The organism is Verrucomicrobiaceae bacterium (genome assembly GCA_016713035.1).
GTDB lineage: Bacteria > Verrucomicrobiota > Verrucomicrobiia > Verrucomicrobiales > Verrucomicrobiaceae > Prosthecobacter.
Map to the genome: position 1 here is coordinate 727,587 of JADJPW010000003.1, position 23,785 is coordinate 751,371.

The 23,785-nt window shown below is 57.5% G+C and carries 28 protein-coding genes and 1 tRNA gene; 19 read left to right on the forward strand and 10 right to left on the reverse strand.

Features of this window, described 5'->3' with window-relative positions; genetic code table 11:
- Positions 1-165 precede the first annotated feature (165 nt).
- Complete coding sequence (locus IPK32_13800) at positions 166-576, forward strand: RNA-binding protein (GenBank protein MBK8093022.1); 411 nt, start codon at positions 166-168, stop codon at positions 574-576.
- 468 nt (positions 577-1,044) lie between these two features.
- On the opposite strand, the gene IPK32_13805 is transcribed toward IPK32_13800, so the two are convergent.
- From IPK32_13805 to IPK32_13820, 4 genes are all read right to left on the reverse strand, one after another.
- A complete protein-coding gene (locus IPK32_13805) occupies positions 1,045-1,533 on the reverse strand; it encodes a hypothetical protein (protein ID MBK8093023.1) in 489 nt (162 codons plus the stop codon).
- A gap of 167 nt (positions 1,534-1,700) precedes the next feature.
- A complete protein-coding gene (locus tag IPK32_13810; GenBank protein MBK8093024.1) occupies positions 1,701-2,138 on the reverse strand; it encodes a hypothetical protein in 438 nt (145 codons plus the stop codon).
- A gap of 246 nt (positions 2,139-2,384) precedes the next feature.
- The gene (locus IPK32_13815; protein ID MBK8093025.1) at positions 2,385-2,639 is read right to left on the reverse strand and encodes a type II toxin-antitoxin system VapC family toxin; all 255 of its coding nucleotides are present in this window, start codon (positions 2,637-2,639) and stop codon (positions 2,385-2,387) included.
- A 51-nt stretch (positions 2,640-2,690) separates the two neighbouring features.
- Positions 2,691-3,482 (reverse strand): tRNA threonylcarbamoyladenosine dehydratase, encoded by a 792-nt coding sequence (locus tag IPK32_13820; GenBank protein ID MBK8093026.1) that lies wholly within the window; start codon positions 3,480-3,482, stop codon positions 2,691-2,693.
- A gap of 152 nt (positions 3,483-3,634) precedes the next feature.
- Here IPK32_13820 and IPK32_13825 point away from each other — a divergent pair, with 152 nt between their 5' ends.
- A complete protein-coding gene (locus IPK32_13825) occupies positions 3,635-4,075 on the forward strand; it encodes a DUF5069 domain-containing protein (protein MBK8093027.1) in 441 nt (146 codons plus the stop codon).
- An 87-nt stretch (positions 4,076-4,162) separates the two neighbouring features.
- Here the strand turns inward: IPK32_13825 and IPK32_13830 are convergent, their stop codons facing one another.
- Together IPK32_13830 and IPK32_13835 are read right to left on the reverse strand one after the other, a co-directional pair.
- The gene (locus IPK32_13830) at positions 4,163-5,068 is read right to left on the reverse strand and encodes a dihydrodipicolinate synthase family protein (GenBank protein MBK8093028.1); all 906 of its coding nucleotides are present in this window, start codon (positions 5,066-5,068) and stop codon (positions 4,163-4,165) included.
- A 60-nt stretch (positions 5,069-5,128) separates the two neighbouring features.
- Positions 5,129-6,799, reverse strand: a complete 1,671-nt coding sequence (locus IPK32_13835; protein MBK8093029.1) for a putative transporter — start codon at positions 6,797-6,799, stop codon at positions 5,129-5,131.
- Positions 6,800-6,996: 197 nt separating this feature from the next.
- Between IPK32_13835 and IPK32_13840 the strand changes: the two genes are divergently transcribed.
- The 4 genes from IPK32_13840 (at position 6,997) to IPK32_13855 (ending at position 9,074) form a co-directional block, all read left to right on the forward strand.
- The gene (locus tag IPK32_13840; GenBank protein ID MBK8093030.1) at positions 6,997-7,200 is read left to right on the forward strand and encodes a hypothetical protein; all 204 of its coding nucleotides are present in this window, start codon (positions 6,997-6,999) and stop codon (positions 7,198-7,200) included.
- Between the two features lie 35 nt (positions 7,201-7,235).
- Positions 7,236-7,772, forward strand: coding sequence for a hypothetical protein (locus IPK32_13845; GenBank protein ID MBK8093031.1), 537 nt, complete (start codon positions 7,236-7,238; stop codon positions 7,770-7,772).
- A 124-nt stretch (positions 7,773-7,896) separates the two neighbouring features.
- Entirely contained in the window at positions 7,897-8,049 is a 153-nt protein-coding gene (locus IPK32_13850) for a hypothetical protein (GenBank protein ID MBK8093032.1), read from the forward strand.
- A 170-nt stretch (positions 8,050-8,219) separates the two neighbouring features.
- Positions 8,220-9,074 (forward strand): MBL fold metallo-hydrolase, encoded by an 855-nt coding sequence (locus tag IPK32_13855; GenBank protein ID MBK8093033.1) that lies wholly within the window; start codon positions 8,220-8,222, stop codon positions 9,072-9,074.
- 11 nt (positions 9,075-9,085) lie between these two features.
- Here the strand turns inward: IPK32_13855 and IPK32_13860 are convergent, their stop codons facing one another.
- Entirely contained in the window at positions 9,086-10,006 is a 921-nt protein-coding gene (locus IPK32_13860) for a polysaccharide deacetylase family protein (protein ID MBK8093034.1), read from the reverse strand.
- A gap of 137 nt (positions 10,007-10,143) precedes the next feature.
- Here IPK32_13860 and IPK32_13865 point away from each other — a divergent pair, with 137 nt between their 5' ends.
- The 3 genes from IPK32_13865 to IPK32_13875 all read left to right on the forward strand — a co-directional run bounded on the left by IPK32_13865 (position 10,144) and on the right by IPK32_13875 (position 12,261).
- A complete protein-coding gene (locus IPK32_13865) occupies positions 10,144-11,352 on the forward strand; it encodes a homoserine O-acetyltransferase (GenBank protein ID MBK8093035.1) in 1,209 nt (402 codons plus the stop codon).
- Between the two features lie 55 nt (positions 11,353-11,407).
- On the forward strand, positions 11,408-11,860 hold the full coding sequence (locus IPK32_13870; GenBank protein MBK8093036.1) for a GAF domain-containing protein: 453 nt from the start codon (positions 11,408-11,410) through the stop codon (positions 11,858-11,860).
- 80 nt (positions 11,861-11,940) lie between these two features.
- On the forward strand, positions 11,941-12,261 hold the full coding sequence (locus tag IPK32_13875; protein ID MBK8093037.1) for a hypothetical protein: 321 nt from the start codon (positions 11,941-11,943) through the stop codon (positions 12,259-12,261).
- Here IPK32_13875 and IPK32_13880 read toward each other — a convergent pair.
- Positions 12,251-12,439, reverse strand: coding sequence for a hypothetical protein (locus IPK32_13880; protein MBK8093038.1), 189 nt, complete (start codon positions 12,437-12,439; stop codon positions 12,251-12,253). The genes IPK32_13875 and IPK32_13880 overlap by 11 nt on opposite strands.
- Before the next feature lie 37 nt (positions 12,440-12,476).
- Between IPK32_13880 and IPK32_13885 the strand changes: the two genes are divergently transcribed.
- From IPK32_13885 to IPK32_13895, 3 genes are all read left to right on the forward strand, one after another.
- A complete protein-coding gene (locus IPK32_13885) occupies positions 12,477-13,082 on the forward strand; it encodes a transposase (protein MBK8093039.1) in 606 nt (201 codons plus the stop codon).
- Positions 13,075-13,404: a hypothetical protein gene (locus IPK32_13890; protein MBK8093040.1), complete on the forward strand. Its 330-nt coding sequence runs from the start codon at positions 13,075-13,077 to the stop codon at positions 13,402-13,404. Before IPK32_13885 ends, IPK32_13890 begins: the two co-directional genes overlap by 8 nt.
- 903 nt (positions 13,405-14,307) lie before the next feature.
- Positions 14,308-14,532 (forward strand): hypothetical protein, encoded by a 225-nt coding sequence (locus IPK32_13895; GenBank protein ID MBK8093041.1) that lies wholly within the window; start codon positions 14,308-14,310, stop codon positions 14,530-14,532.
- A gap of 147 nt (positions 14,533-14,679) precedes the next feature.
- Here the strand turns inward: IPK32_13895 and IPK32_13900 are convergent, their stop codons facing one another.
- Positions 14,680-16,215, reverse strand: a complete 1,536-nt coding sequence (locus tag IPK32_13900; protein ID MBK8093042.1) for a hypothetical protein — start codon at positions 16,213-16,215, stop codon at positions 14,680-14,682.
- 231 nt (positions 16,216-16,446) lie between these two features.
- Here IPK32_13900 and IPK32_13905 point away from each other — a divergent pair, with 231 nt between their 5' ends.
- The 5 genes from IPK32_13905 (at position 16,447) to IPK32_13925 (ending at position 19,887) form a co-directional block, all read left to right on the forward strand.
- The gene (locus tag IPK32_13905; GenBank protein MBK8093043.1) at positions 16,447-17,790 is read left to right on the forward strand and encodes a DUF1501 domain-containing protein; all 1,344 of its coding nucleotides are present in this window, start codon (positions 16,447-16,449) and stop codon (positions 17,788-17,790) included.
- 141 nt (positions 17,791-17,931) lie between these two features.
- Positions 17,932-18,294: a hypothetical protein gene (locus tag IPK32_13910; protein ID MBK8093044.1), complete on the forward strand. Its 363-nt coding sequence runs from the start codon at positions 17,932-17,934 to the stop codon at positions 18,292-18,294.
- Entirely contained in the window at positions 18,203-18,505 is a 303-nt protein-coding gene (locus tag IPK32_13915) for a hypothetical protein (GenBank protein MBK8093045.1), read from the forward strand. Before IPK32_13910 ends, IPK32_13915 begins: the two co-directional genes overlap by 92 nt.
- Positions 18,502-18,966 carry a hypothetical protein gene (locus IPK32_13920; GenBank protein MBK8093046.1) on the forward strand — a complete coding sequence of 155 codons (465 nt, stop codon included), beginning with the start codon at positions 18,502-18,504 and terminating at the stop codon, positions 18,964-18,966. Before IPK32_13915 ends, IPK32_13920 begins: the two co-directional genes overlap by 4 nt.
- 87 nt (positions 18,967-19,053) lie before the next feature.
- Positions 19,054-19,887 (forward strand): PDZ domain-containing protein, encoded by an 834-nt coding sequence (locus tag IPK32_13925; protein ID MBK8093047.1) that lies wholly within the window; start codon positions 19,054-19,056, stop codon positions 19,885-19,887.
- Between the two features lie 252 nt (positions 19,888-20,139).
- Here the strand turns inward: IPK32_13925 and dnaB are convergent, their stop codons facing one another.
- Entirely contained in the window at positions 20,140-21,657 is a 1,518-nt protein-coding gene (gene dnaB / locus IPK32_13930; GenBank protein ID MBK8093048.1) for a replicative DNA helicase, read from the reverse strand.
- A 136-nt stretch (positions 21,658-21,793) separates the two neighbouring features.
- On the opposite strand from dnaB, the gene IPK32_13935 reads away from it, so the two are divergent.
- Together IPK32_13935 and IPK32_13940 are read left to right on the forward strand one after the other, a co-directional pair.
- A complete protein-coding gene (locus IPK32_13935) occupies positions 21,794-23,593 on the forward strand; it encodes a sel1 repeat family protein (protein MBK8093049.1) in 1,800 nt (599 codons plus the stop codon).
- Between the two features lie 109 nt (positions 23,594-23,702).
- Positions 23,703-23,775, forward strand: a tRNA-Ala gene (locus tag IPK32_13940).
- Positions 23,776-23,785: the final 10 nt, after the last annotated feature.

Here is a 23,785-nt window from a genome sequence, read left to right on the forward strand (position 1 = left end):
TATCTCAGACGGCGCGATGCATAGCGAATTCAACCGCACTGCTGCAAGCAGATTCTACACCCTCCTTTTCGACCAACCTCGGCCACTTGGAATCGCCCCCAAAGGCACGGATTGACACTTTTTCGGGTTTATTCTAGCCTTCAGCCTGTTGCCTCCTGTTTTCTTATGAATCTCTATGTCAGCAACTTGCCCTATTCGACCACTGATGACGATTTGATGGCTGCCTTTGCGGCCTACGGCACCGTATCCAGCGCCCGCGTGATGATGGATCGCGAGACAGGCCGCCCGCGCGGCTTTGCCTTCGTAGATATGCCCGTGGAAACCGAGGCGCTCGCCGCCATGCATGGGCTCAATGGCTCCGAGCTCGAAGGCCGCCAAATCCGCATCGTCGAAGCACGCCCACGGGAGGAGCGGCCCCCACGCCGTGATTTCGGTGGCGGTGGCGGCGGTGGGCACAAAGGAGCTGCCCCCGCCAGGAAGCAGCCTGATTACGACGATGAAGAGGATCACGGCAGAGGCCGCCGTGACCGCCATCGCCATGATGACCGTGGCTGGGACCGGCATAAGCGCGGCTAGACCAAATCTCGCAAAGTATGGCTCCGCCATCTCGGCGACCTGAAGCGCAGCCTTGCGGGGCGCTGTGCCAGACTTGGAAGCTGATTTTTGAGCCAGCTTAGCATCGTCGCCGCTCGCAAGGCGGCACTTTTGAATCCACGAAGCAATGGTCTGGCAGTCGATCCCAGCCATTCGTGCGAAAGGCTGGCCCTTCATGCCGCTGCGCTCCAACTCATCAAGCTGAGCCTCGCGGCTACGACACACTTGATCGCTACAAAGGCTGAAGGCTGCATGCCCTCGCTTGGCTGACACTGGGCTACGTCAGCCCCATGCGCTACGTTTGACGGATACCTACCGGCGGCGGAGGCGGTCTATAAGCAGGGCCACAAGGGTCATTCGCAACAGCAAAGGCAACCGTAAATCTGGCTACTTATTCTACTTATTGAGATATGTGAGGATAACAAATGCTTTTATGCTGTTTCAGCTTCCTTAGCGAACCTCATTCTGAAATATTATCTCATCGACAAAACCATAGCTAACTTGTCCCTTCTCGCATTTTATCAAAACTAGTCTTTTTGATTTATAACGTTCATCATTTTGACATGTCACAGGAGCATACAAGGGGTAGAGATTCTTTTTTAATGCAAGTTGCCACTGAAATACTTTCTGGGTTGATGGATCAGCGAATTGCCAAATTGGCGAATAAATCGAGTCTTTGAAATCTGATTGATTTACTGACCACTCTTTTAACTCAGCAATGGAATGAGGCATTTCTCCTTTATGATTTTCAAGATAAGAACACAGGATAATGCCAACTTGCCTCATATTATTTGCCTGCTGAATCCATGCATTTGGAGTTTGTGCATTTTTCGCTCGAATCAATGCCTGTACGAGCCATGCAAATGTAAACAACAGGCAGACGAATAAAATTAAGCCTGTTAGTTTTTTATTTCGCAAAATTAATTTCCAGGAGTCCATACTGGTTCTGTATCATCATGTGGATTGAATAAGTAGCCAGGTTCTAAGTTGCATTTGTTGTTGCTGGCTCGATAGCCGGTTATCTAATCATCTGCATGCCCCACCTCATGGATGATGCCAAAAATGGACAAAATGGTTCTAAACCAGCCCGAAACCAAATTCAGACGTCAGGGCTCCAGTTTCGGGCTTCCTTTGATGGTATTCTTTCCGTCGAAATCTTTGCCCGTGTATTTGAGTGTGTTGGGGTTAATCTTGAGCGTCGCAATCGCGCCTTTCGAAAGCACCATCTTCACCTCCCACCCCTCGCTGGACCAGGCAAAGGCCTCTCCCACATAATGATGAATTCCGTTACCGCCTTCCTTCAAGGTGAGCGTGGTCACACCAGCTTGTCCCGCGTCACATTCCCAGTCGCAAGCCGTCATGACTTTTCTGCGCTCATCATCGGTCCTCGCTCGTTGTGCGAGCTTGATGAGCTCCGCCTTGAACCAGTCATTCACCACCTTGCGTCTGGCTTTCAGTTCGCTTTTGAGGTCCGCCACTGGCTCGGCCTGGGTGGAGGCTGAAAACAGACCGACCAAGACAGCGAAGATAAACAGATGCTTCATAAATGAGGACAAGTGCATAGGTAAAAAGGTGTTTGTCTGCCGCTGGAGTCAATGCCCCATCGCGCTCAAACTATCCACTAGAATGGCAAACGTAAAGCATGACCTATCCAACCGCTCCGCTGCCCCAAAGCCTACTCGCCCTCGATCCTTGCGCTTCGTTCCAAGTTTCAAGTCGCTTCAACCATCGCGTCAGCGTCAGGATACAGGAGCAGCACGCGAGACGCGTGCGCCCCACCAAATCACCTTCTACCACACTGTAGGCATGCTGTATTCGGCGAACTTCTCGTCGCAGGTCATCATCGAGAGACCTTCTGAGCGAGCCTGCGAGATCATGAGCCGGTCAAATGGATCCCCGTGGTATCGTGGCAGGGTGATGAGCTGTTTGTAGTGCTCCAGCGTTGGCGTGAGAAGAGTGAAGCCATTCGCATCCAGCACATCTGGGAAGATAAGATCATAGTCCACTTGGAGGTGCAGCTTGCCCAGGGATAGTTTGATCGCCATTTCCCAAGGAGCCGCATGGCTGTTAAACTGCTCGTTGCTCAAAAGCAGCCCTCACAGGCCGCACAGTCGCCGCACCACCTCACCCGCCAGTACAAAGCCAAATGTGCCCGTCACGAACGTGGCCGCACCGAAGCCTGCTGCGCAGTCCAGCCGTAGTCCAGCCTCAGCACCGGGCTCTGGCGTGAGTTTACACGTTCCATCCGCCTGCGGATACTGCGCTTTCTCCGTGGAAAAAACACATGGCACTCCGAACTCCATCGAGCGACCCTCTGGGCTCTTGGGGAAGCCGTGATCACTGCGCAGGCATTGCCGGGTGCCTTTGAGTAGGGCATCTCCACCTGCTAGGCCGAGATCTGCCACCTTGATCGCTGTGGCATCACGCCGCCCACCAGCAGAGCCACTGGTGATCACGGGTAATCCGCGTGCACGGCATGTGGCGATGATTTGCGCCTTGATCGACGTGCGATCCACTGCATCCACCACAAAATCAAAATCACCTGCCAGCAATCGCTGCGCATTCGCAGGCGTGAGGAACTCGATCACCTGCTCCACGCGGCATTGCGGATGGATCTCTGCCACACGCTCTGCCAGCACGGCCACCTTTGGCCTACCCACAGTATGCGCCAGCGCTGGGAGCTGGCGATTGGTGTTCGTGATGCACACGTCATCCATGTCGATCAGCGTCAGACGGCCCACGCCACTGCGAGCCAGCGCCTCCACCACCCAGGACCCCACGCCCCCCACTCCCACCACGGCGACATGGGCAGCAGACAGACGCGGCAGTGCTGCCACGCCATAAAGCCGTGCGATACCACCGAAACGCTGCTGATAAGACTCTTCCATGCGCAGTCATTAGGATGCGTGCTCGGTCTGTGCAACCAACTCAGTAATTCCTTCTTGCCGCACGCAGCACCAACAGTCACACTCCCAATGCTGCCTGCACTCTGCGGACACCCGTTATCTTAAACCTGAACTCCAACCTATCCTCTGAAATCATGAGCCAGATCGTTCCCCTCATCAGTTCCGGCGTCGCCGGCCCTCTCGGCGTACTGCACCTGCCACGCCTATGGCAAAAAGCCTCCCTCGCTGCCGCTGGCAAGCTGCACCCAGACTATCCCGGCTGCGGCAAAGGCTATGACGCCATGACCCTCGGTGCGCTCGGCATCGAAGAGGGCAAATTCCTCGAATTCATCGCCACCAAGCCCAGCTACACACAGCTCGAGTCCTGGGTGCGCTCCTATCCCGGTGTGAAACTCACCAAAGCAGACATCTACAAGCACAACGCCGCGATCCGTGGTTACATCCATGGTGACGATGTACGCAAAGGCATCCTCGATGCCTGCGGCGTGAACGACGACGGCAGCGTCATCCCCGGCGCGGTCGATCTGAACAATCTCGACGACTGGAACACCTTCTGGACCGCAGAAATCAAGTAAGCGCCCCCTGCCCTCTCCACACGGCCCGCCTCGCATCGCTCATGCAGGCGGGTCGTTTTTGTTTTTCACCAACAGACGCACACACCCTCAGCTCAGTAGTCCGAGGGCAGTCAGGCGCTCACGGATGAGCTCACGCTCGGCGGGGCGAAATCGCTGAAAGGGCTCTGCCATGTGGTCATCACAGATACCGAGCAGACTGAGGGCACATTTAATGCCTTTGATGATCGCGCTTTTATGCTTGCCGACGGTGTAGATGGCTCCAGCGAGCTGCATCACCTGAGCATGCAGCTCGCGGGTGCGCTGGAGATCCTGCGCAGCGGCAGCTTGATACATCTGGACGTAGAGTTTCGGGTGCAAATTGGCCCCGCCATTGATGCCGCCATGGCCACCGAGCAGCACGGCCTCTGCGGTGAGCTCCTCTGGACCGACGAGCACACTCCAATCAGGGCGCTGCTTGGCGATTTCGAGCAGACGGTGGAAGTAAATCATGTCGCAGGAGCTGTCTTTGACCCCACAGATCCCAGGCATGTCCAGAGCACGACGCACGAGATCGAGCTCGAAGCTGACCTTCGTCAAACCAGGCATGTTGTAGAGAAACAGCGGCAACGGCATCTCCGTTACGAGCGACTGCACATATTCCAGCATCTCTGGCGGAGCTGCGGGGAAATAATACGGCGGCGCCAGCACGACATGGGTGGCCCCAGCCTCAGCGGAGAAGCGGGCGAGGTGCACACTCTCGGTGAAAGCGGTGTCCGTGATGCCCACGAGCACGGGGACGCGGCTTTTCGCCAACTGGCAGGTTTTTTCGATCAATTCGCGGCGGAGGCGATAGCTCAGACTCGGCCCCTCGCCCGTGGTGCCGAGGATGAAGAGGCCGCTGACGCCGCCGCTGATGAGATGCTCGATGAGCCGCTCCAATCCAGCGATGTCCAGTGTATCGCGGTCACGCAATGGTGTGACGAGCGGCGGAATGATGCCCGAAAGAAGAGTCATGGGAGAAAAGGGTCGAGTGTGAGGATGCCAAAGCAACGCACGATGATACTGCGCAGCTCCTCAACTACCAAATTGTGCGATAATCTGTGCCGCGATGATTCGCAGCAGCATCGTGAGCGGATAGACGGCAGCATAGGCGATAGCGGGCGAGTCACTACGTGCCATGCTGGTGGCAAAGGCCAGTGCGGGCGGATCGGTCATGCCTCCAGAGAGAAGACCGCAGAGAGTCATGAAATTCAGGCCATGCCACTTACGAGCGATGAAGCCGACGATGAGCAGCGGCAGCACCGTCACGCAGATACCGAGGAGCACCCACTGGAGTCCCTGGGCAGAAAAAACGGTGCTGACAAATTTTTCGCCAGAGAGCAGTCCGACATTCGCCAAAAACAGAATGATCCCCAGTTCACGCAAGGCGCGGTTCGCATTCAGCGGCATGTGCATGACCATGGGACCAAGTCGTCCCAAATGACTGAGCAGGATCGCCATGACCAGTGGCCCACCAGCCAGTCCCAATCGCACCGGAGCCGGCAGCCCCTCAATGCGGAAGGGATAGAGTCCCAGCAGCACCCCCAACAGGATACCGGCGAAGATGGCGGCAAATTTAGTTTCCTGGAGCATTTGTACGGCATTCCCTACCGCCTTGGTCGCCGTGTTGAGCGACTCCTCATCACCGACGAGCTGGAGCATATCTCCAAACTGGAGTCGTAGGTCTGGCAGAGCAGTGAAAATGAGGTCTCCACGACTCACCCGCGTGACGGTGACGTTATGTAAATGCTCAAGACCGAGTTCATGCACGGTTTTGCCGAGCATGCGTTTATTCGTGAGGACAACACGGCGGTAGGTAACACTGCCAGGAGCTTTCATGAGATTCTCGGAGCTCACTCGGCCGATGACGCGACAAAACTGCTCCAGATTATGCTCTGTGCCGACGGCCATAATCGCATCACCGACGTGGAGTTTTGTCTCTGGTGTGGCCGCGATCACTTCGGCACTAGCAGCGGCGCGATAGCGTGAAATGACGACATTGGTCTCATGGAGGCCGGGCACACTGCTGATGGAGACACCATCGAGATTCGGATTCTCGACGAGGAGATTCATGCGCTGGAGAGGCTCCACTCCGAGCCCCTGCTCCTGCCGGAACTGCTCAGCCTCAGCAGCCACGTTGATCTTGAAGAAAATGCGCAGCAGAATGAGTGAAAGGATGATGCCCACGATGGCCAACGGATAGGTAGCAGCATAGGAGAGCGCAGGCAGAGTCACGAGCTCTACATCCGCATGGGTAGAGACGAGCGTCTGCTGCACCGCCCCGAGTGCGGGAGTATTGGTAGTAGCACCAGCGAATATGCCGGCCACCGCAGGCAGCGGCATCTTGAATATCCAGCCACCCACCAGCGCCACCAGAGCCCCCAGCCCTACCAGCAAAAAGGCATAACCGTTGAGCATGCGGCCCTGGCGGCGCAAGGAGGCAAAGAAACCCGGCCCCATCTGCATCCCCAGAGCAAAGACGAAGAGCACCAGACCGAAGTCTTTTAAAAAGTGCGCCACCTCCGTCTCTGGCCGCATGCCAAAGTGAGAAGCCGCCAGCCCGGTGAAGAGCACCCCCGCCACACCTAATTTGACCCCTGCCACTCGGACATTCCCCAACCCAATCCCAGCGAGTACGATGATGCTGAAGATCAGCAGGTCGTGGGCCACGGGATTGTCAGTATGCAGTTGCTGGAGGAGTGTCATCTCCTCTCCTTTGGCATGAAGAGTGCCAAGACAAACAGTTCCTTTCACCTTTTTCGACACAGAGAAGTGCACCGACTGCGCTTTGGCTGCGTGATGAGAAACAACTCATGAAAAATGAAGTCATTGACCAACTGACACACCCTTTACAAACACGGGCCACAGTCCGAGCCATACAAGTGCACCCAGCGATACAACCCATGAAAACCGCCACCACCCTCCTTTTTCTCCTCTTTGCCCCAGTGTGGCCTCTACATGCTGCCGATCCTGTGGCAGCCCCAGCCAATACCCAGAAGCCCCTGCGCACTTACCGCGACTTCCTCGCTGCCATCCCGAAAGATCTCGACCCCGAAAACGCACGCAACTGGGCCGATGCACAAAAGAAGTCGCCAACGGCATCCTGAAAACCAAGCTCGTCGATACCCGCCGACCCGCACAGATGCGCTTCAAGGTGCGTGGCGTGGACTTCTGGGGCCGCTTCGTCGTTTGGGGCAATCTCCCCGCCGATGAAGGCTACTACATCCGCCTTTTCGTCAGCCAGTGGAAGGCTGAGAACTTTCTCCCAAAACTCGCCACGCTACGCGAAGGCGACCTCATCGAGATGACAGGCTATTGCGACCTAGCGAAGTATGAAAACCTCTGGAACACCCCATCGCTCTCCCTCGGCATCGCTGACGCCAGCTTCACCAAGCTCCTCCCCAACGGCAAACCAGCGCCAGCCCCCCAGCGCATTCCAGTGAACCTCATCTCCGCCGTCTATGGCTCCGGCACCGCCTTTGCCGATGTCACCGACCGAGTGAAAGCCCTGCTCGCAGAGCCTGGCGCACGCTTCTACGCCAACCCCAACTGGCTCGGTGCCGATCCCACCCCCGGCTGGAACAAAGCCCTCATCATCGTCCATCAAGTCGGCACCAAACGCCAAACCTTCACCGTCGGCGAAAACAGCGAAGTGAATGCGGCGCTGATCGTGAAGTAGCGCCAATTATATTAAGGGTACCTCTAGATACCTCATTACACCGGGCCATGCTTACTTCGAACGCAAACATGGGGCATAAGAGGTGGCCATGAAGCGTTACGGCAAAACAGAACGAGGCGGCTGATTGTTCTCCGCCACTGAGCACGAACAGGATGTTGCCGCCAAAACCATTGGCATTCTCAAGCTGCGAGACGTCATCCCTTGGGAGAGATTCCGCCTGCTGCTCGAAGAGCTCACCGGCTATGCCACTCGCGATTGGGCCAAAGGTAATAAGTAGCCAATAAGTAGCCAAGCCCTAAATCCTGAATAATCCTGTCAAAAAGTCGGCCTCCGACATTTAAAGCCTTGTTTCATGCGGTTGCCATGCTTTGCGACATTTCTTCTTTGAAAAGCACCTGCTGCTGATGCCGAGCTGCCTCATACTTCTTCGTTTCTTTTAACATCATCATGCTTCATCTCACCGTCTTAGGCAGTGGCAGCTCGGGTAACTGCGCCGTGATCTCCACGGGCAGCACCACGCTGCTACTGGATGCGGGGCTGAGTGCGAAGCAGATCGTGCTGCGGCTGGAGGCATGCGGTTACTCACTGGATGATCTGGATGGCATCCTGCTGACGCATGAGCACCAGGATCACACGGGTGGGCTGGAGGTGCTGAGTCGGGGCCGTGCATTGCCGCTTTTCTGCACGGCGCTGACGCAGGAGCATCTGCTGGGCAGTATCAAGTTCCGCACCACGCCTGCGTGGCGTGTGATGCAGACTGGTAGTGCCTTCGATTACCGTGATGTGCGTATCGAGAGCTTCCCCGTGCCGCATGATGCGGTGGACCCGGTGGGCTTTATCCTGGCGGATGCGGATGCACGGCTAGGGGTGCTGAGTGATGCGGGTTTTGTGACGAATCTGGTGAAGGATCGGCTGCGCGGCTCTGACACGCTTTTCATCGAGGCGAATTACGATACGCAACTGCTCGATGCGGATACGAAGCGCCCGTGGTCCACGAAGCAGCGCATTTCCAGTCGCCATGGGCACCTGAGCAATGATCAAGCGGCGGAGCTACTTACAGAAGTGGCGCATCCCGAGCTGAGTAACGTGGTGCTGGGGCATCTGAGCGATGATTGCAATGATCCAGCGCTGGTGATTCGCCGCATCCGTGCGGTGTTGGACTCAGCGGGTGCCAAAGAAGCGCGGGTGGTCTGTGCGGAGCGTCGTAAACCGACTGCAACGATCGAGGTGGCCCGGCGGCGTCCAAGGGCGAGCTTTCAGCTCGTGGGAGACTCGGATGCTGCGCAGCTTTCGCTTTTCTGAGTAGCGGGGAGCTACTGAATGCGAGCTTTTTTGGAGGACTTGGTGCTGGTGGCCTCCTCTGGCTTCACGACGACACCGACGGGCATGGATGCCTTTTCCAGATTCATGAGCTGGCTCACGGTGACGAACTGATAGCCTTTGGCGATGAGCTGATCAAACATCGCTGGCATGGCCTGGATGGTGGGCGGATGGATGTCATGCGCGAGCATGATGGCACCAGGATGTGCGCCATTGACGAGGCGGCTGGTGACGACGCTGACACCGGGGCGGCGCCAGTCCATGGGATCGACCGACCACATGATGGTGGCGTAGCCGAATTCGCTGAAGATCATGTCTTTGATGCGGGAATTGATGGCTCCGTAGGGCGGGCGCATGAGCTGGGGGCGGACGCCTGCGACTTCATAGACGGCGTCGGCGGACTGCTGCATCTCACTGCGTATCTGGGCATCGGAGCGGCTGGTGAGGCTGCAATGCGTCCAGGTGTGGTTCCCGAGCTCATGCCCCTCTTCAACGATGCGCCGTACGATGTCTGGATACATCTTTACCTGCCGACCGATGAGGAAGAAGGTACACTTGATGTTCCGCTCCTTGAGGATGTCGAGCAGCTTTGGGGTGAGGGAGGGGTGCGGACCATCATCAAAGGTCATCGCGAGGATCTTTTGGTCGGTTTTGACCGAGTTGTAGGAGACGCGGACGCCTGCGGGCGGGGTGGTGGGCAGCGCGGAGGGCGTATTGAACTGCCGCGTGATGGGATTGGGCACGTCCTTGGGCTTTTGTGCGGTGACGTCTTCAAAAGGGACTGCGCGGCGCACTTGATCGACGGACATGGGAGTAGAGACATCCGCCGCAGCGAGCGAGGTGTCTTTTTTATCCGAAGTGGAGCATCCCGTCTGGGCGCTCAGAAGTAGGCCGAACCAAAGGCTAAGATACATGCGTGAGGGGGTCACAAGGGCGGAACTTAGAGGCAGTAAGGAAAATGGGAAAGCAGCAAATTTGCGAAAACTGCAATGAAAATGCCTGAGGAAGCGCCGCTTGCGCTTTGGCTGTGAGATTGTTTCTTCCGCGCCTCATGTCCAAAGCGGCGATCAATGATGTCAGCACCAAGTTTTTTCACACCGGGAGCGCGGAGGAGCCCTTCATGCTCGCATCGGGTGATGCGCTGCCAGGTGTGACCGTGGCCTACGAGACCTACGGGAAGCTGAACGCCTCCAAATCGAACGCCATCCTGCTCTTTCACGCCCTCTCCGGCAGCCAGCACGCGGCTGGAGTGAATACCAGCGTCGAGGGAGTGGGCGAGCGCTGGACCGAGGACTGCCACCACGGCTGGTGGGATCTTTTTATCGGTCCTGACAAGGCGCTGGATACGAAGCGCTACTTCATCATCTGTGCGAACTACCTGGGTGGCTGCTACGGCAGCAGTGGCCCCACCTCGATCCATCCAGTGACGGGCAAGCCCTACGGTCGGGACTTCCCAGCCGTGCGCACGAGCGATGTGGTGGCATCACAGCTCGCGCTGCTGGACTCTCTGGGGATCAAAAAGCTGCATGCGGTGATCGGAGCGAGCGTGGGCGGCTTATTGGCGATCAATCTGGCTACGCTGCATCCTGAGCGGGTGAAACTCGTCATTCCCGTGGCCACTGGCTGTCGCACGACGGTGCTCACACGTCTGACACTCTTTGAGCAGGTGCTGGCTATCGAGAACGATCCGCATTTTCATGGCGGAGCTTATCAAAATGGGGCCGAGCCCGAGTATGGCCTAGCTTTGGCCCGCATGATCAGTCACAAGACCTTTGTGCACCTAGACGCGATCGAGCGGCGTGCGCGGCAGGACCTCAAGCAGGGAGGAGACACCCTGAGCTGGTATCGCGTGCAGCACAATGTGGAGAGCTACATGCTGCATCAGGGAAAAAAATTCGTGAAGCGATTCGACGCGAACACCTATCTACGCATCGCGGATATGTGGCTGCGCTTTGATCCACTGCGTGATGCCGGCGTGGAGAGCTACGATGCGCTCTTTGCGCGGTCGCGTGCCGCAGGCCAGCACTACCTCATCTTCAGCATCGACAGCGACTTCTGCTTCTACCCAGAGGAGCAGGCAGAGCTGGTATCGCATCTGGAAAAAGCCGGCGTCTCGAACATGCACATCACCGTGCATAGTGATAAGGGCCACGACAGCTTCCTCCTGGAGCCCCAGCTCTACACCCCTCATCTCGCCTACACACTAGAGGATCGCTGGGGGAAAAACTCCGTGGACCGTCCCGTGCCCGAGGTGGAGTAAGCACGATAGTCTGGAGGATCAGAATCGTTCTATATTTGATCCTATTTACTTCGCTATGAACTCAAGCACTGTCACCAACCGCGACTGGAACACATTCCTCACCGAAACCCTCTCCAGCTTCGACTGTGTCACCGGTATACTCCACCGGATCGACCCTGTGGATGGCATGCTGAAGCTCGTTAGCCACCGTGGTATCCCAGAGATGCTCATGGGCGTCATCCAGACCATCCCTGTGGGTAAAGGAGTGGCTGGAGCCGCCGCACAGCGCCGTGAGCCAGTGGAAATCTGCAATCTACAGACCGATACCAGTGGAGTAGCGAAGCCGGACGCGAAAAAAACCCAGGTTCAAGGCTCACTGGCCGTGCCATGCCTAGAGCCCCTCACCGGCCGACTCTGCGGCACACTGGGTATCGGCAAAATGATCGCCTACGACTTCACTGAGACCGAAAAAGCCCGCCTGATGCAGATCGCCGCAGAAATCGCCTCTGAGCTAGCGCCGAGCACCTAGGCCCAATGCCGCTAAGCAAAAAAGCGAAGAGGGGCGAAAAGAGTGCTGTACAACTGAGTAGCTGAGTCAACTAGCGGTAGATGGTAAAGCCATCCAGCCCACCGCGATACGAACATCATCTCTCTGCACGCATCCGCAAAAAACTCGGCGTCGAGCAGTTGCCCGAGGAACTGCGGGCAGAGCCAACGCACCAAGGGCCGCGACGCAAACTTCTCGGTTGGCAACTCATCGCCGGCATGGTCGCCCAAAGTCTGCACGCTTGCGGCAGCCTACAGCAGATCATCGGTCGTTATTTTGCTGTGCGCATCAGGCTCCGCGGCGCTAAGCCAGCGTCGTTTGAAGATATCCACCCAAGCTTTCGATGCCTGCATGCGCCACTCCCTGGTGCCGCTAGCCTGTGAGCAGCGGCATCCAGCGTGTTTTTTCGCCGGGCTGCGCTTGGTCGGCATCGACGGTGGGCAGTGGAACCTGCTTAACACCGTGCAGATCAACGCCCAAGTGCCCAAAAGCCGCAGTCGTCGTGCGCAGGCAGCCTTTGCCAAGCTCTCCATGAGCACGCTGGTCGAGCTCGGCACCCATGCACCGCTGGCCGTATCGATGTCACTGGGTGCGCTCAATGAGAAATCGCTGGCCGATCCGCTGCTCGCCGCGCTACCAAGCTCGCAGCCTGCTCATCGCCGACCGCTATTACGGGCAGGCTCCGATGCTCAAAGAACTGCAAAAACATTCGCAGCGCACGCAGAGTCACTTTTTGGTCCGAGTGCGGCAAAAGCTCTCCGTGCGAGTGCAAAGCGTGCATGCCGATGGCAGTGCGGAGGTGGTGGTGAGTCTGCGCGAGCGTGAGAGCCCATGCGCAGACTCGTCAACAACAGCTCCGTCCAAAGCTGACGAGAAGCAGACACCCGAGGCGAACAAAGCGCGGGGCCGCCCGCGCAAACATCCGCCGATGCGCCAGAGCGAGTTGCCAGTGCGCGAGATCGTGGGGCGAGTGCGCAACGCCGCTGGAGAGTGGGTGAAGGTGCGGCTGTGGACGAGCCTGAGCGTGCAGCAGGGCAGTGCGCGTGAGTTGTTGGCGTTGTATGCGAAGCGCTGGGAACAGGAAGTCTTTTACAAAGAACTCAAGCTCGTGCTTCACGGAGGGCATTTGCTCAGCGCACAACGCACCGAGACAGCACAGCAAGAACTCGCCGCGCTCCTCATCGCCAGGCTCACTGGTGGCTGAGGAGCGACTAGCCTGCGCACAGAGCAGTGAGGATGAAGAAGTCCGGCAGGCAGGAGCGCTGCGCATCAGCATGAGCCACTGTTTGGAGCACACCGTAGCGCTGCTACTGGTGCTGGAGGCAGCGCAGGGCCTCATGGACGAGGCGGCACAAGGAGTGCTGGTGCGCCGAGTGCGAGAGCAAATCGCCCAAGCCGCGTTGCCAGCGCGACGAAGACGTAGTTGCCAGCGCAAGGTGCGACAGCCCGTGAGCAAATGGCCACGCCTGCTCTCGACCTCTTCTCTCCAAGCCAGCGACGATCTCATCATCGACCCTTTTGCTTAGCGGCATTGGGTCTAGATCCGTTTTGTTCGCCCTATGTTGGTGGGTGGTCTGCTTTGGAAGGTTCATGGCTATACTCGGCTCTTTCTGTATAGTGGCGCTAGAACTGGGTCGTCCGGGTAAATGCCTCGGGCGAGTCTCAACAACGCCCTCCGTAACTCTGGACGCATGTGAACCATGCGGCGCTTGCCGCTGGGAAGTGTGATGGAAATGTCAGAGCACGCAAAACAAATTGAAAAGCGATAGATACCCTTCGTGGTCTTGCAAGTGATGAGAAGTGCAGGCTCGAACCAACATGCCGTGGGCTCTGAGTAGCTCTGGTAGTCGAGCAGCCGACCTAACAACGCTCCATCCTCTGACTCAGGGATGACTCTGGGAGTGCTCGTAACATCAGTGGCCCCTTCTCCGATCCTCGAAATCCGAGCTTGTGCTGTATGCAAGGCATACAACTCGTTCCGTGAACAGTCGAAAAGCTGAAATGAGGTTGGACCAGGTGCGCAATGCGCCGCAAACTCTGGAGCCGCACGATGCAAATCGGACAAGCCCGGCAGGCCCGTAAATCGAGGAGCCGTTGGCTGGCAACTGACGATGCAGCACGACAGTGCAAAAACTAAGCTGAATCGCATGGGGCGCTGTTAATTGGGTTAGACTTTATGGCTGCGGCCCGACTTGCGTGAGCAGGTCGGTAGCGCAGCACGTTTGATTGGAAAAGGGGTGGTGTGCTGGCCGCATGAGCCGAACGGAGTGAGACAGACTGTCCGACAGGATTGCCCAAAGGGTGAACGCGGGGGCGTTCATCAAAATCGCGGGCTGCTTCTGGCGAAGCCTATCCGCATGTTCGGGGAGCGGCGTTGAGCCGCTGCCGGACGAATCAGTAGTAATAGCTAAACCTACACACCACATCATATGACAAAAGAAGTACTCTATTTGGGCCTCGATGTCCATGCCGAAAACATTGCCGTCGCCATTGCCGTCGCCATTGCCGTCGCCATTGCCGTCGCCATTGCCGTCGCCATTGCCGAGGCGGGTCGCTACGGAGAAGTCAGGAACTATGGCGAGATCCCCAATACCTTTCACAGCGTCGATAAACTATTGCGTAAGCTCGGCCATCCCGACACGGAACTGAAATAGTAGCCAGGTTTAATGTTCAGCTTTGATCACCTACGCCTCACCCAGAGCTTCCAGGGCCGCGGCTTCCGCCTCAGCGGCGTAACCGGAAAAGTTATCTAGCCATGGATCCCCCAAGAGCAGCCACTTTGATCGAAAAGGGGCACTCGGTTACTGAAACTTGATCGAGTACAGATCCGCGTCCTTGAGGACGAATCGCAGTTTGATGGGCTTGCCGGTGAGGGAAGTGACGTCGGAGCCGGTTTTCCAGATGACGGGGCGCTCGATGGAGTCGCCAAAGTGCTCTTCGGAGTCACTCAATGCAAAACCGGGGATGGGTTTGCCATTCAAGTCCTGGATTTCCACTTTCACACCACCGGCAGCGGAGCTGGCAAAATTCATCGTGAGTGCTTTCCCCGTGAAAGTGAGCGGTTTGGTGAGGAGCTCGCCACCGCTCATCGGAGTATGGATGGAGACGAATCCGTCGAGGCGCAGTGTGTAGCGGCGGAGTTGGCTGCTTTGGCCGGTCCAGTAGCTCTCGGTGGCGTAGAGGCTGAGTTCGTTCGGAGCGCCCTCCATTTCCGACTTTGTCTCTACCAGATGCCAGGCTATGTATTGATGACCGTAGTTCCAGGTGCCAGGGCGCTCGATGCCGGGTGGGAGGAAGGCCTCGTTCCAGCGCTTGAAGGTGACGCCGTCGCGGCTCGCCATGAAGAGGCCCTCGGTGATGGCCATGCCGTAGCGATCGGTGGCTTTGGAGCGCCATTGGCGGTGCTCGTGCTCTGGCAGAGCACGCATGCTCTCTGACCAACCACGCTCGATGTAGCGGGTGGGAAAGCCGAGAAGCAGATGTGGGGCACGGTGATAGGGCTTCACCTGATTGGTGTAGAGAGCTTCGCCAGGGGAGTCGGTGTAACGGAGATCTTGCTGATTCTCCCAATGGATGAAGTTCCGCGAGGTGGCCGTGCGGATGGCGCGGAGGCCGCTGGGCTTCCAGTTTTTTTCATCGGTGCTACCTTCCGTGAAGTAGCGCCAGTAGGCACGGTATTGGCCACTTTGCGCATCCCAAAAGGCGAGGTTCTGCGAGTCAAAGGCGCCATCCGTGATCACGGGCACATCGGCCATCGGGGACCAGCGCAAGCCGTCGGGCGATTTGAGTGCGAGGAGGCCTTTCGGTGAGTTTGAGCGCAGGATGGCTTTGTATTTTGCATCAGGTGCCGCTTGAGGGTTTTCGTCTTTGAAGATCGCTGGATGGCCACCATCAGGATCTACTTTGCCCATTTTGCCATTTGGGATGACGATGTTGTTCGCTTTGGAGCCTTTGAAATCGTGTAGGCCGAGTTCTGGCTTGCGCCAATGGATGCCGTCCGCGCTTTCGGCATAGCAGGTGAAGAGCGGGTGTTCGCCGGTATTGACCTTGCCAGGCGCGGTGACGGTGAGCTGCCAGGACTTGTAGTACATGCGGTATTTGTCACCGTCTTTAAATAGGCTGTGGTAGCCGCTTCCACTCCCCTCCCACGGCATATCGTGCGTGATGGCGACCTCCTTCGGCTGCGGCTGGTGCAGGCGCTGCTCGGCGCTGCCGGTGAGTTTTGCGATGAGCAGTCCATCGACAAAGAGCTCTCGGCGTGAACCGATTGCGATGGGATCAGCCGCAGGGGCAATCGTAGCAAACAGGAGAGTGAGGGCGAGGCAGATCGGTTTCATACAGAAATGAATACTGCGGGCGGTGCCCACATTGTTCATCTTTGAGGGGAAAGTCTCTCGATACAGACACGGCGGCATCCGTTGCCAGATGCGAATCTCGGCTTAAAACTGCTCTATTCCTCACGTATCAAGAGTGAGCCCCCCCGCCCCAACAAAGACCATGCAAGCCAACCTTTTACGCGACACGACACGCAGGCACTTTTTAGCCGTTGCGGCGTCGGTGTCGGCTCGATGGCGCTGGGATCGCTCCTTGCACGAGACAATGCTCAGGGACCGAAAAAAACGCACTTTCCCGCAAAAGCGAAAAGCGTAATCTACCTCTTCATGGCAGGCGGCCCATCGCAGCTCGATATGTTTGAGCACAAGCCAGAGCTGCAAAAGCGGAATGGGCAGCCCATCCCAGAAAGCTTCACCAAGGGCAAGCGCTTCGCGTTCATGGACAGCAGCCACCGCAGTGAATTGCTAGCCACAAAGTACACACTGCGCCAGCACGGCCACTCCGGCGTTTGGGTGAATGATCTGCTGACCCACACCGCCTCCATCGTCGATGAGCTGGCTTTCATCCGCACCTGCAAAACCGACCTCTTCAATCATGCGCCGGCAAAGTTCTACATGAACACCGGCAGCGGGCTCTTTGGCCGCCCCAGCATGGGCGCATGGATCACCTACGGCCTCGGTAGCGAGTGCGATGATCTACCTGGCTTTGTGGTGCTGCAAAGTGGCCCACGGGGACCACGCGGCGGCGCTGTGCTCTGGGGCAGTGGTGTCCTGCCCACGACGTATCAAGGAGTGCCGCTGCGCAATACGGGTGATCCCATTGTGAATCTCTCCACACCAAAGCAGATCAGCTCCGCGCAGCAGCGCCAGGTGGTGGATGCCGTGCGCGAGCTCAATCTCAAACGCCTCGTCGAAACGGGTGACCAAGAGATCTCCACCCGCATCAACGCCTACGAAATGGCCTACCGCATGCAAACCAGTGCCCCCGAGCTCATGGACATCCAGGGCGAGTCAAAGGCCACGCTGGATCTCTATGGCATCAAAGATACCAAGGAGACCACCTTTGCGCGGAACTGCCTGCTGGCCCGCCGACTGGTGGAGCGTGGAGTCCGCTTTGTGCAGCTCTATGACACGAATTGGGACCACCACGGCGGCCCCACTGAGAACCTAGAGAAGCACATGCCCATGAAATGTGCCGACATCGACCGCGCCAGCGCCGCCCTGGTCAAGGATCTGAAGCAGCGCGGCCTACTCGATGACACGATCGTCGTCTGGGGAGGTGAATTCGGCCGCACCCCGATGGGTGAGGTCCGCGAATCCACGGGTCGCAATCACCACATTGATGCCTTCACCATGTGGTTCGCAGGCGGGGGATTCAAACCGGGCACCACCTACGGCGAGACGGACGAATTCGGATTTGGAGCCATCGCTGACCCTGTCCATGTCCACGACATCCATGCCACCATCCTCCATCAGCTCGGACTCGATCATCAAAAGCTCACCGTACGGTCTCAGGGCCTCGATTTCCGCCTCACAGGCGTCGATCCTGCCCGTGTGGTGAAAGAGGTGCTCGTGTGATCCATGTGGCCGCTCAAAAAAGCACCGCTTTTTTCCAGCCTGCCCCTCCCCTGCACTGCGCATGACCTGCCGGGCGAAAATTAATCATCGAGCTCGCATACAAAAAGCAGCAGGCAGGCCGTTAGGGAGGTCGAACTGACTATGAAACCCGCCTTCGACTGGAAGCAGACTTTTGACCGCCTCGCACCGCAACTGGTGCTCTATGCGCGTCAGCTCGTGCACTCCATCGCAGATGCCGAGGACGTGGTGCAGCAGGCCTTTGTGCGCTGGTGGCGACGCTTCCCGGAGGGGGACGCCCAGCACATCCCCCTGCTCTACGCAGCGGTGCGCACCATCGCTCTCGATCAGCTCCGCAGTGATCATCGCCGTGTCGTGCGGGAGGGGAAATCCGAGATCGCCATCGAGGGCGAGCATGTGCCCTCCTTCGACACACCGCCCGAAAAGAAAGAAACTGCGGCCCTCGTCGAAAAAGCCATCCTTCAGGCTCCCCAAAGAGCAGCGTGAGGTCATCACCCTGCATCTTTGGGGCGGGCTCACCTTCAAAGACATCGCTGCACTCACTGGCGACTCCATCAACACCGTCGCAGGCCGCTACCGTTACGCTTTGAACAACCTGCACAAGAAGCTCTCCCCGCTGCGTGATGAACTCGTCACTCATGAGGACTCTCCCGGCTTTAATATCCTACCCTTTGCACCCCAGGAGGCCCTGTCATGACCCCTAACGACCTCGAATCCATCCTGCGTGGCATCAAGCCCGCCGCGCCCTCCGCCCAGCTCTTCCAAGGCATCGATGAGGAACTCAGCCTGGATACCAGTTGGCTCGGTAAATCGCCCTTTGTGAAAACAACGCCGCGCTGGATCACCCGCACCATTTTCACCGCCCTCGGAGCTGCCGCCGCCATCGCCGTCATGAGTTGGATCACGCTTTCTGGGCAGCAAAACACCGCGCCGCGCGAAACGACCGCGCAAAACAGCGCCGTCCCCGTCTCCACGATCAGCGAATGGGCAGACTTCGAGAATGAGGGCATCCAGTTCGCCAAAGGCCAGCCACCGCAGCAGCGAGTGCGCCTCATCGGCACAGAGCGCCGCATCTTCATCGACCCGCGTGATGGAGCTCAAATCATCATCGAAACGCCCAAGGAGCAGTCCTTCACCGTCCCCGTGAACTTCCAGTAAAGGCCAGAACTGGAGTCTCACCTGTTCACCACATTCCAAGCGCCTCCAAAGCCGCGCTCAGGCCCACCCCATGCCCATTTCTCCACCATGAAAACCAAACTCACCCTCCTACTCGCCATCGCAGGCCTCGGACTCACTCCCTCCCAGGCCGAGCTAACAATACCCGACTCCAAACCGAATGCCCCAGAGCATCAGGCAGCGCCTCAAGCAGAGCAAAAAGCCGTCGCCTATCTCGGAGTACTCACTCGGGACGTGCCTGAGGAGCTTCGCACCCAGTTTTCACTCGCAGAGGGTTTTGGCCTTCTTGTTGAAGACGTCATGCCTGGCTCCCCTGCTGCCACCGCTGGCCTAAAGCCCCATGATGTGCTGCTCAAGCTCGCTGATCAGCAACTCGTCAATGCAGAGCAGCTCCTCACACTCGTACGCAGTCGCAAAAAAGGCGAAAACGTCTCCCTTTCCATCATCACTGGCGGCAAAGAATCCCAAATCACCGCCACGCTCGGAGAGCATATGACCTCCGCTCACCGTCCGCGCCCATCAAGCCCTGCCTGGAACCAACCGGACATGAAGCACTTTTTCAGTGAGCGCTTCCAAAACAGCGACATGGGCGAGCGCCTGCGAGATCTGCAAAATGAAGTGCAAAAACATCAAGAGCGCATGCAGCAGTGGAATCATGGCCCCAAAAAAGACCACCTCCCCGCCCTACCTCCAGCTCACCCACGCGAAGAAGGTAAAAAAGAAGACACCACACCGCACAAGGCCCCATCCAGAGTGAAATCCACGTTCAGACTCAGGTCTCATCCGCTGCGGCCAATATCATCCGCCGTGACGATACGGGCGAATACCAGCTCAAAACTGAGGACGGGCGAAAAACCTTCATCGTTCGCCCCAAGGATGGCGGAGAGAAATCCTGGCCCGTAAACACCGACCAGGAGCGCCAAGCCGTCCCCGATGCCTACCGGGAAAAGCTCCATCTCTTCGACAGTGTGAAGATCGACATTTATCCCCCAGCAAACGGCCCGCAACCCACCAAGCCAACGCCGCCCACTCAACCGACTCCCCCGACCAATCCTTCGCGTGATGGCGAAGAAATAAAACGCGGCACCTCCGTCTGAGGTCTGCACAAGAAAGCCGGGGAAGGCCTCCCCGGCTTTCTTTTTGGCCTCCAAGGACCTAGGGAGACTCTGCTTCCTCACTGCGCTCCACGAAGCGCATCGCATGGTCGATGAAGCGCAGTAAAACATCATCCGTGGGGCCATTTCGGTTCTTGGCCAAAATGAGCATCGCTTCTCCGCGTTTCTTCTCTTCCGCCTCTTCGTCCTCCACCTCCATTTTCCCACCCGCGTAGTCAGAGCGGGTCAGCAGGCCAACCATGTCCGCATCCTGCTCGATGGAGCCAGACTCACGTAAGTCAGAGAGCACCGGGCGCTGGCCTTTGCGGCTCTCCACCGCACGATTGAGCTGTGCGAGCACGATCACGGGCACATTGAGCTCCTTGGCGATGCCTTTGATACCGGCGCTGATTTCTGCGATCTCGATTTGGCGGTTGTCCTTCGCCCGGCGGCTGCCAGAGGTCATGAGCTGCAAATAGTCGATCATGATCATCTGGATGCCGTGCTGCTTCTTGAGCCGGCGTGACTTTGCCCGCAGCTCCATGATGTCCAGACCTGGAGTCTCATCGATGAAGATATTTGCCTTTTGCAGATCACGCGTGGCCTTCGCCAATGCATCCTGCTGCGCACGAGAGAGTAGGCCACGGCTGAGGTCCTGCATGCTCAGACGGGCACGGGAGACGAGCAAACGACGCACCAGCATCGTGGCACTCATTTCCAGCGAGAAGACCGCGCAGGGCGTATTGCAGTCCACCGCGATATGCTCGACGATATTCATCGCAAGCGAGGTTTTCCCCATCGAGGGACGAGCAGCGATGACGAACATTTCACCGCCCTGGAGGCCGCTACTCATGCTATCGAGCTTCGTATAGCCCGTGGAGAGGCCACGGAGCTGCCCTGGGTGCTCCAGCATGTATTGAATGCTGTCGATGGCGTCCATCACATGTTGTGAGAGTGTTTTGATCCCCTCCTTCGCCCCGATCGACTGACGCACCCCGAGTGCACGCTGCTCAGCATGATCGAGCACGGTGTCGATATCCTCATCGAGCTGCTCTTTACCATGCTCGTAGGCGTAATGAATATTCAGCGAGCTCGCATAAATGAGCTCCCGCAGAATATGCTTCTCCATCACGATCTTGCGGTAGAAAGGAAAGTGCGCCGAGATCGGCGTGAAGGAAAAGAGATCACTGATCGCCGCAGCTCCCCCGACCTTGTCCAACAAGTTCTGATCCCGCAGCGTATGCGTGAGTGTCACGGGATCGACGGGTAGATTTTTATCGTAAAACTCCAGCAGCTTCTCGTAGATCGTGCGATTCGCGTCGTGATAAAAGGCATGGGCAGGCAGATTCACGCGGCAATCGCTCAAACGCTCACTGGGGTCTTGCAGCAGGCAAGAGAGCACCCCTTTTTCCGCCTCGTCAGAGAATGGCAAAGCACGATTGATCGAAGCGAGAAGCTCCTCTGCGGTGGGGATTTCACTGCGCTTTTTGAAGTCCTTTTTCTCCGGTTTGGAATTGGGCTCGCCAGCCCCATTTTGTGGGGAATCTGGGGAAGTGGAGGAAGTAGAGCTATCAGCCATGAGAATAAGAGGAAAATCATGGGTTGTTTTGCCCATCCGAACAAACAAAGACTTGCATTTTTTATGCTTTCTCCCGAAAAATGAACGCTCCCCGCATCACCGGGTCCAAAGGCCACTCCCCCGTATTACTCAACCTATGCTCCTCACAGCAATCAAACTCAAAGTCGCCGCCCTCGCACTCGTGGCCGGCATCGAAACCAACGATCTGCCAAACCAAAGCGCTGAACTCAAAGCCACGCTCGACACCTTGGCTGCTGCCGAGGCCAAAGTGAAGGATAAGACCCAGGATCCCGTCGCTGGTAGCGACTGGAATGCTGCCTTCACCTCCGCCGTGCAGAAAGTGCAAGACCTCGCAGCCAAAGGTGATGCAAATGCCAACTACGTCATTGCCAAGTGGGGCATCCTCACTGGCGGCAAAGACGTGAACATCAACGCCATCGTCGATCTCTACCGCAAAGCTGGTGAGAATCCCGCTGCACAGGTCGAGCTGGCTCAGATCCTCCTCCAAGGATTTAAACAGGACGCGGACAAAGCCCGTGAAGCAGTCGCGCTCATCATCAAAGCTGAGGCAGCTGGCAACAAGCTCGCTCGCCGCATGAAAGCTCAGCTCCTCCTCTCCGGCGGCGCAGGTGACCTCATCAAGCAAGATGCTGGTGAAGCCGTGAAGCTCTTCCAATCCGGCAGCGATGCTGGCGATGGAGAGGCCACTCTGAGCCTGTATCAGATCTACTCCCGTGGTATCACTGGCGTGCCCCAAGACTTCGCAAAAGCCCTGGAAATGCGCAAGCTCGCTGCTGAAAAACAGAGCAATGCCACCGCTCTCGGTGAGCTGGGTGCCCGCCTCCTCAACGGCGACAAAGGAGATGGCAAATCCGCTCCAAACCTCGTCCAAAAGGACGTGAAAGCCGCACTCGACATGTTCGAGAAATCCGCTACCGGCGGTCTTCCTGCTGCAAATCGTATCCTCGGCCAGATTTATGAAAACGGCGTCGGTGAGAATGGCGCTGACGTGAAACAGGACTCCAAGAAAGCTTTTGAGCACTACACGAAAGCCGCTCAGGGCAATGACGCCGCCGCTCTCTATCGCCTCGGGCTCGCCTCCGAAACCGGTATCGCAGCCTCTGGCTCCAAGCCCGATGACAAAGGTAACTGGGATCCAAAAGACATCGTCGTCTCCCCGAACGCTAAGAACGCCCTCGACCTCTACCGCCTCGCAGCCCAGAACAACGCGGCTGATGCCTTCTTCAAAGTGGGCTCCTTCTACGAATCCGGCACCGTCGTGGACCGTGATCCTGCCAAGGCCTTCCAGTTCTACACCCGTGCAGCCAATGCAGGCATCGTCCCTGCCATGCACCAGCTCGCTGGCCTCTATGCCAACGGCAACGGCACCACTCAGGACGTCGTCGCAGCCGCCGCATGGTTCAAGCGTGCCGCAGACTCCGGTTATGCAGAGTCCCAGATCATCTACGGCGACATGAACGCCCGTGGTGCTGGTATGCCACAGAGCCTCGTCGCAGCTGAAGCCAACTATGAAAACGCTGCCCAACAGGGCTCCATCCTCGGCCTGCTCCGCCTCGCCATCCTGCATGCGCAGGTCGGTGTCGCCCCAGAGCCACAGAGCGCAAAACCAAATCTCGGCCTCGGCTGGGCTTATGCTCAACTCGCCAGCGAGCTGACCAACAAATCCAACAATCCTGCCAAGGACCAGGTCAACGCATTCGTGGCCCAGCTGGATGCCGCAACGATCGATGGCAAACCTGCCATCACCAGCGCCATCAAGGAAGCTGGTGTCAAAGAACTCGCTCGCCTTAAAGAGAAGTTCAAAACCATCGTCGATGCAGTCAACAACGCAGGTGGTGCCGCTCCTGCCGCAGAAGCTCCTGCTACTGAATCGAAGAAATCTGATTCGAAAAAGACGAAGACGAGAACGAAGTAATCCTTCTTCGTGAGATACGGGCAAAAAGGTCAAAAACCCGCTTGTCAAAATAACGAGTCCATCTAGTCTCCGGCTCCCTTCGCAAGAGGGGAGCCGGTTTTCATTTTCCGGGGCATTAGCTCAGTTGGTAGAGCGCCTGCATGGCATGCAGGAGGTCAGCGGTTCGAACCCGCTATGCTCCACTCCGGTATT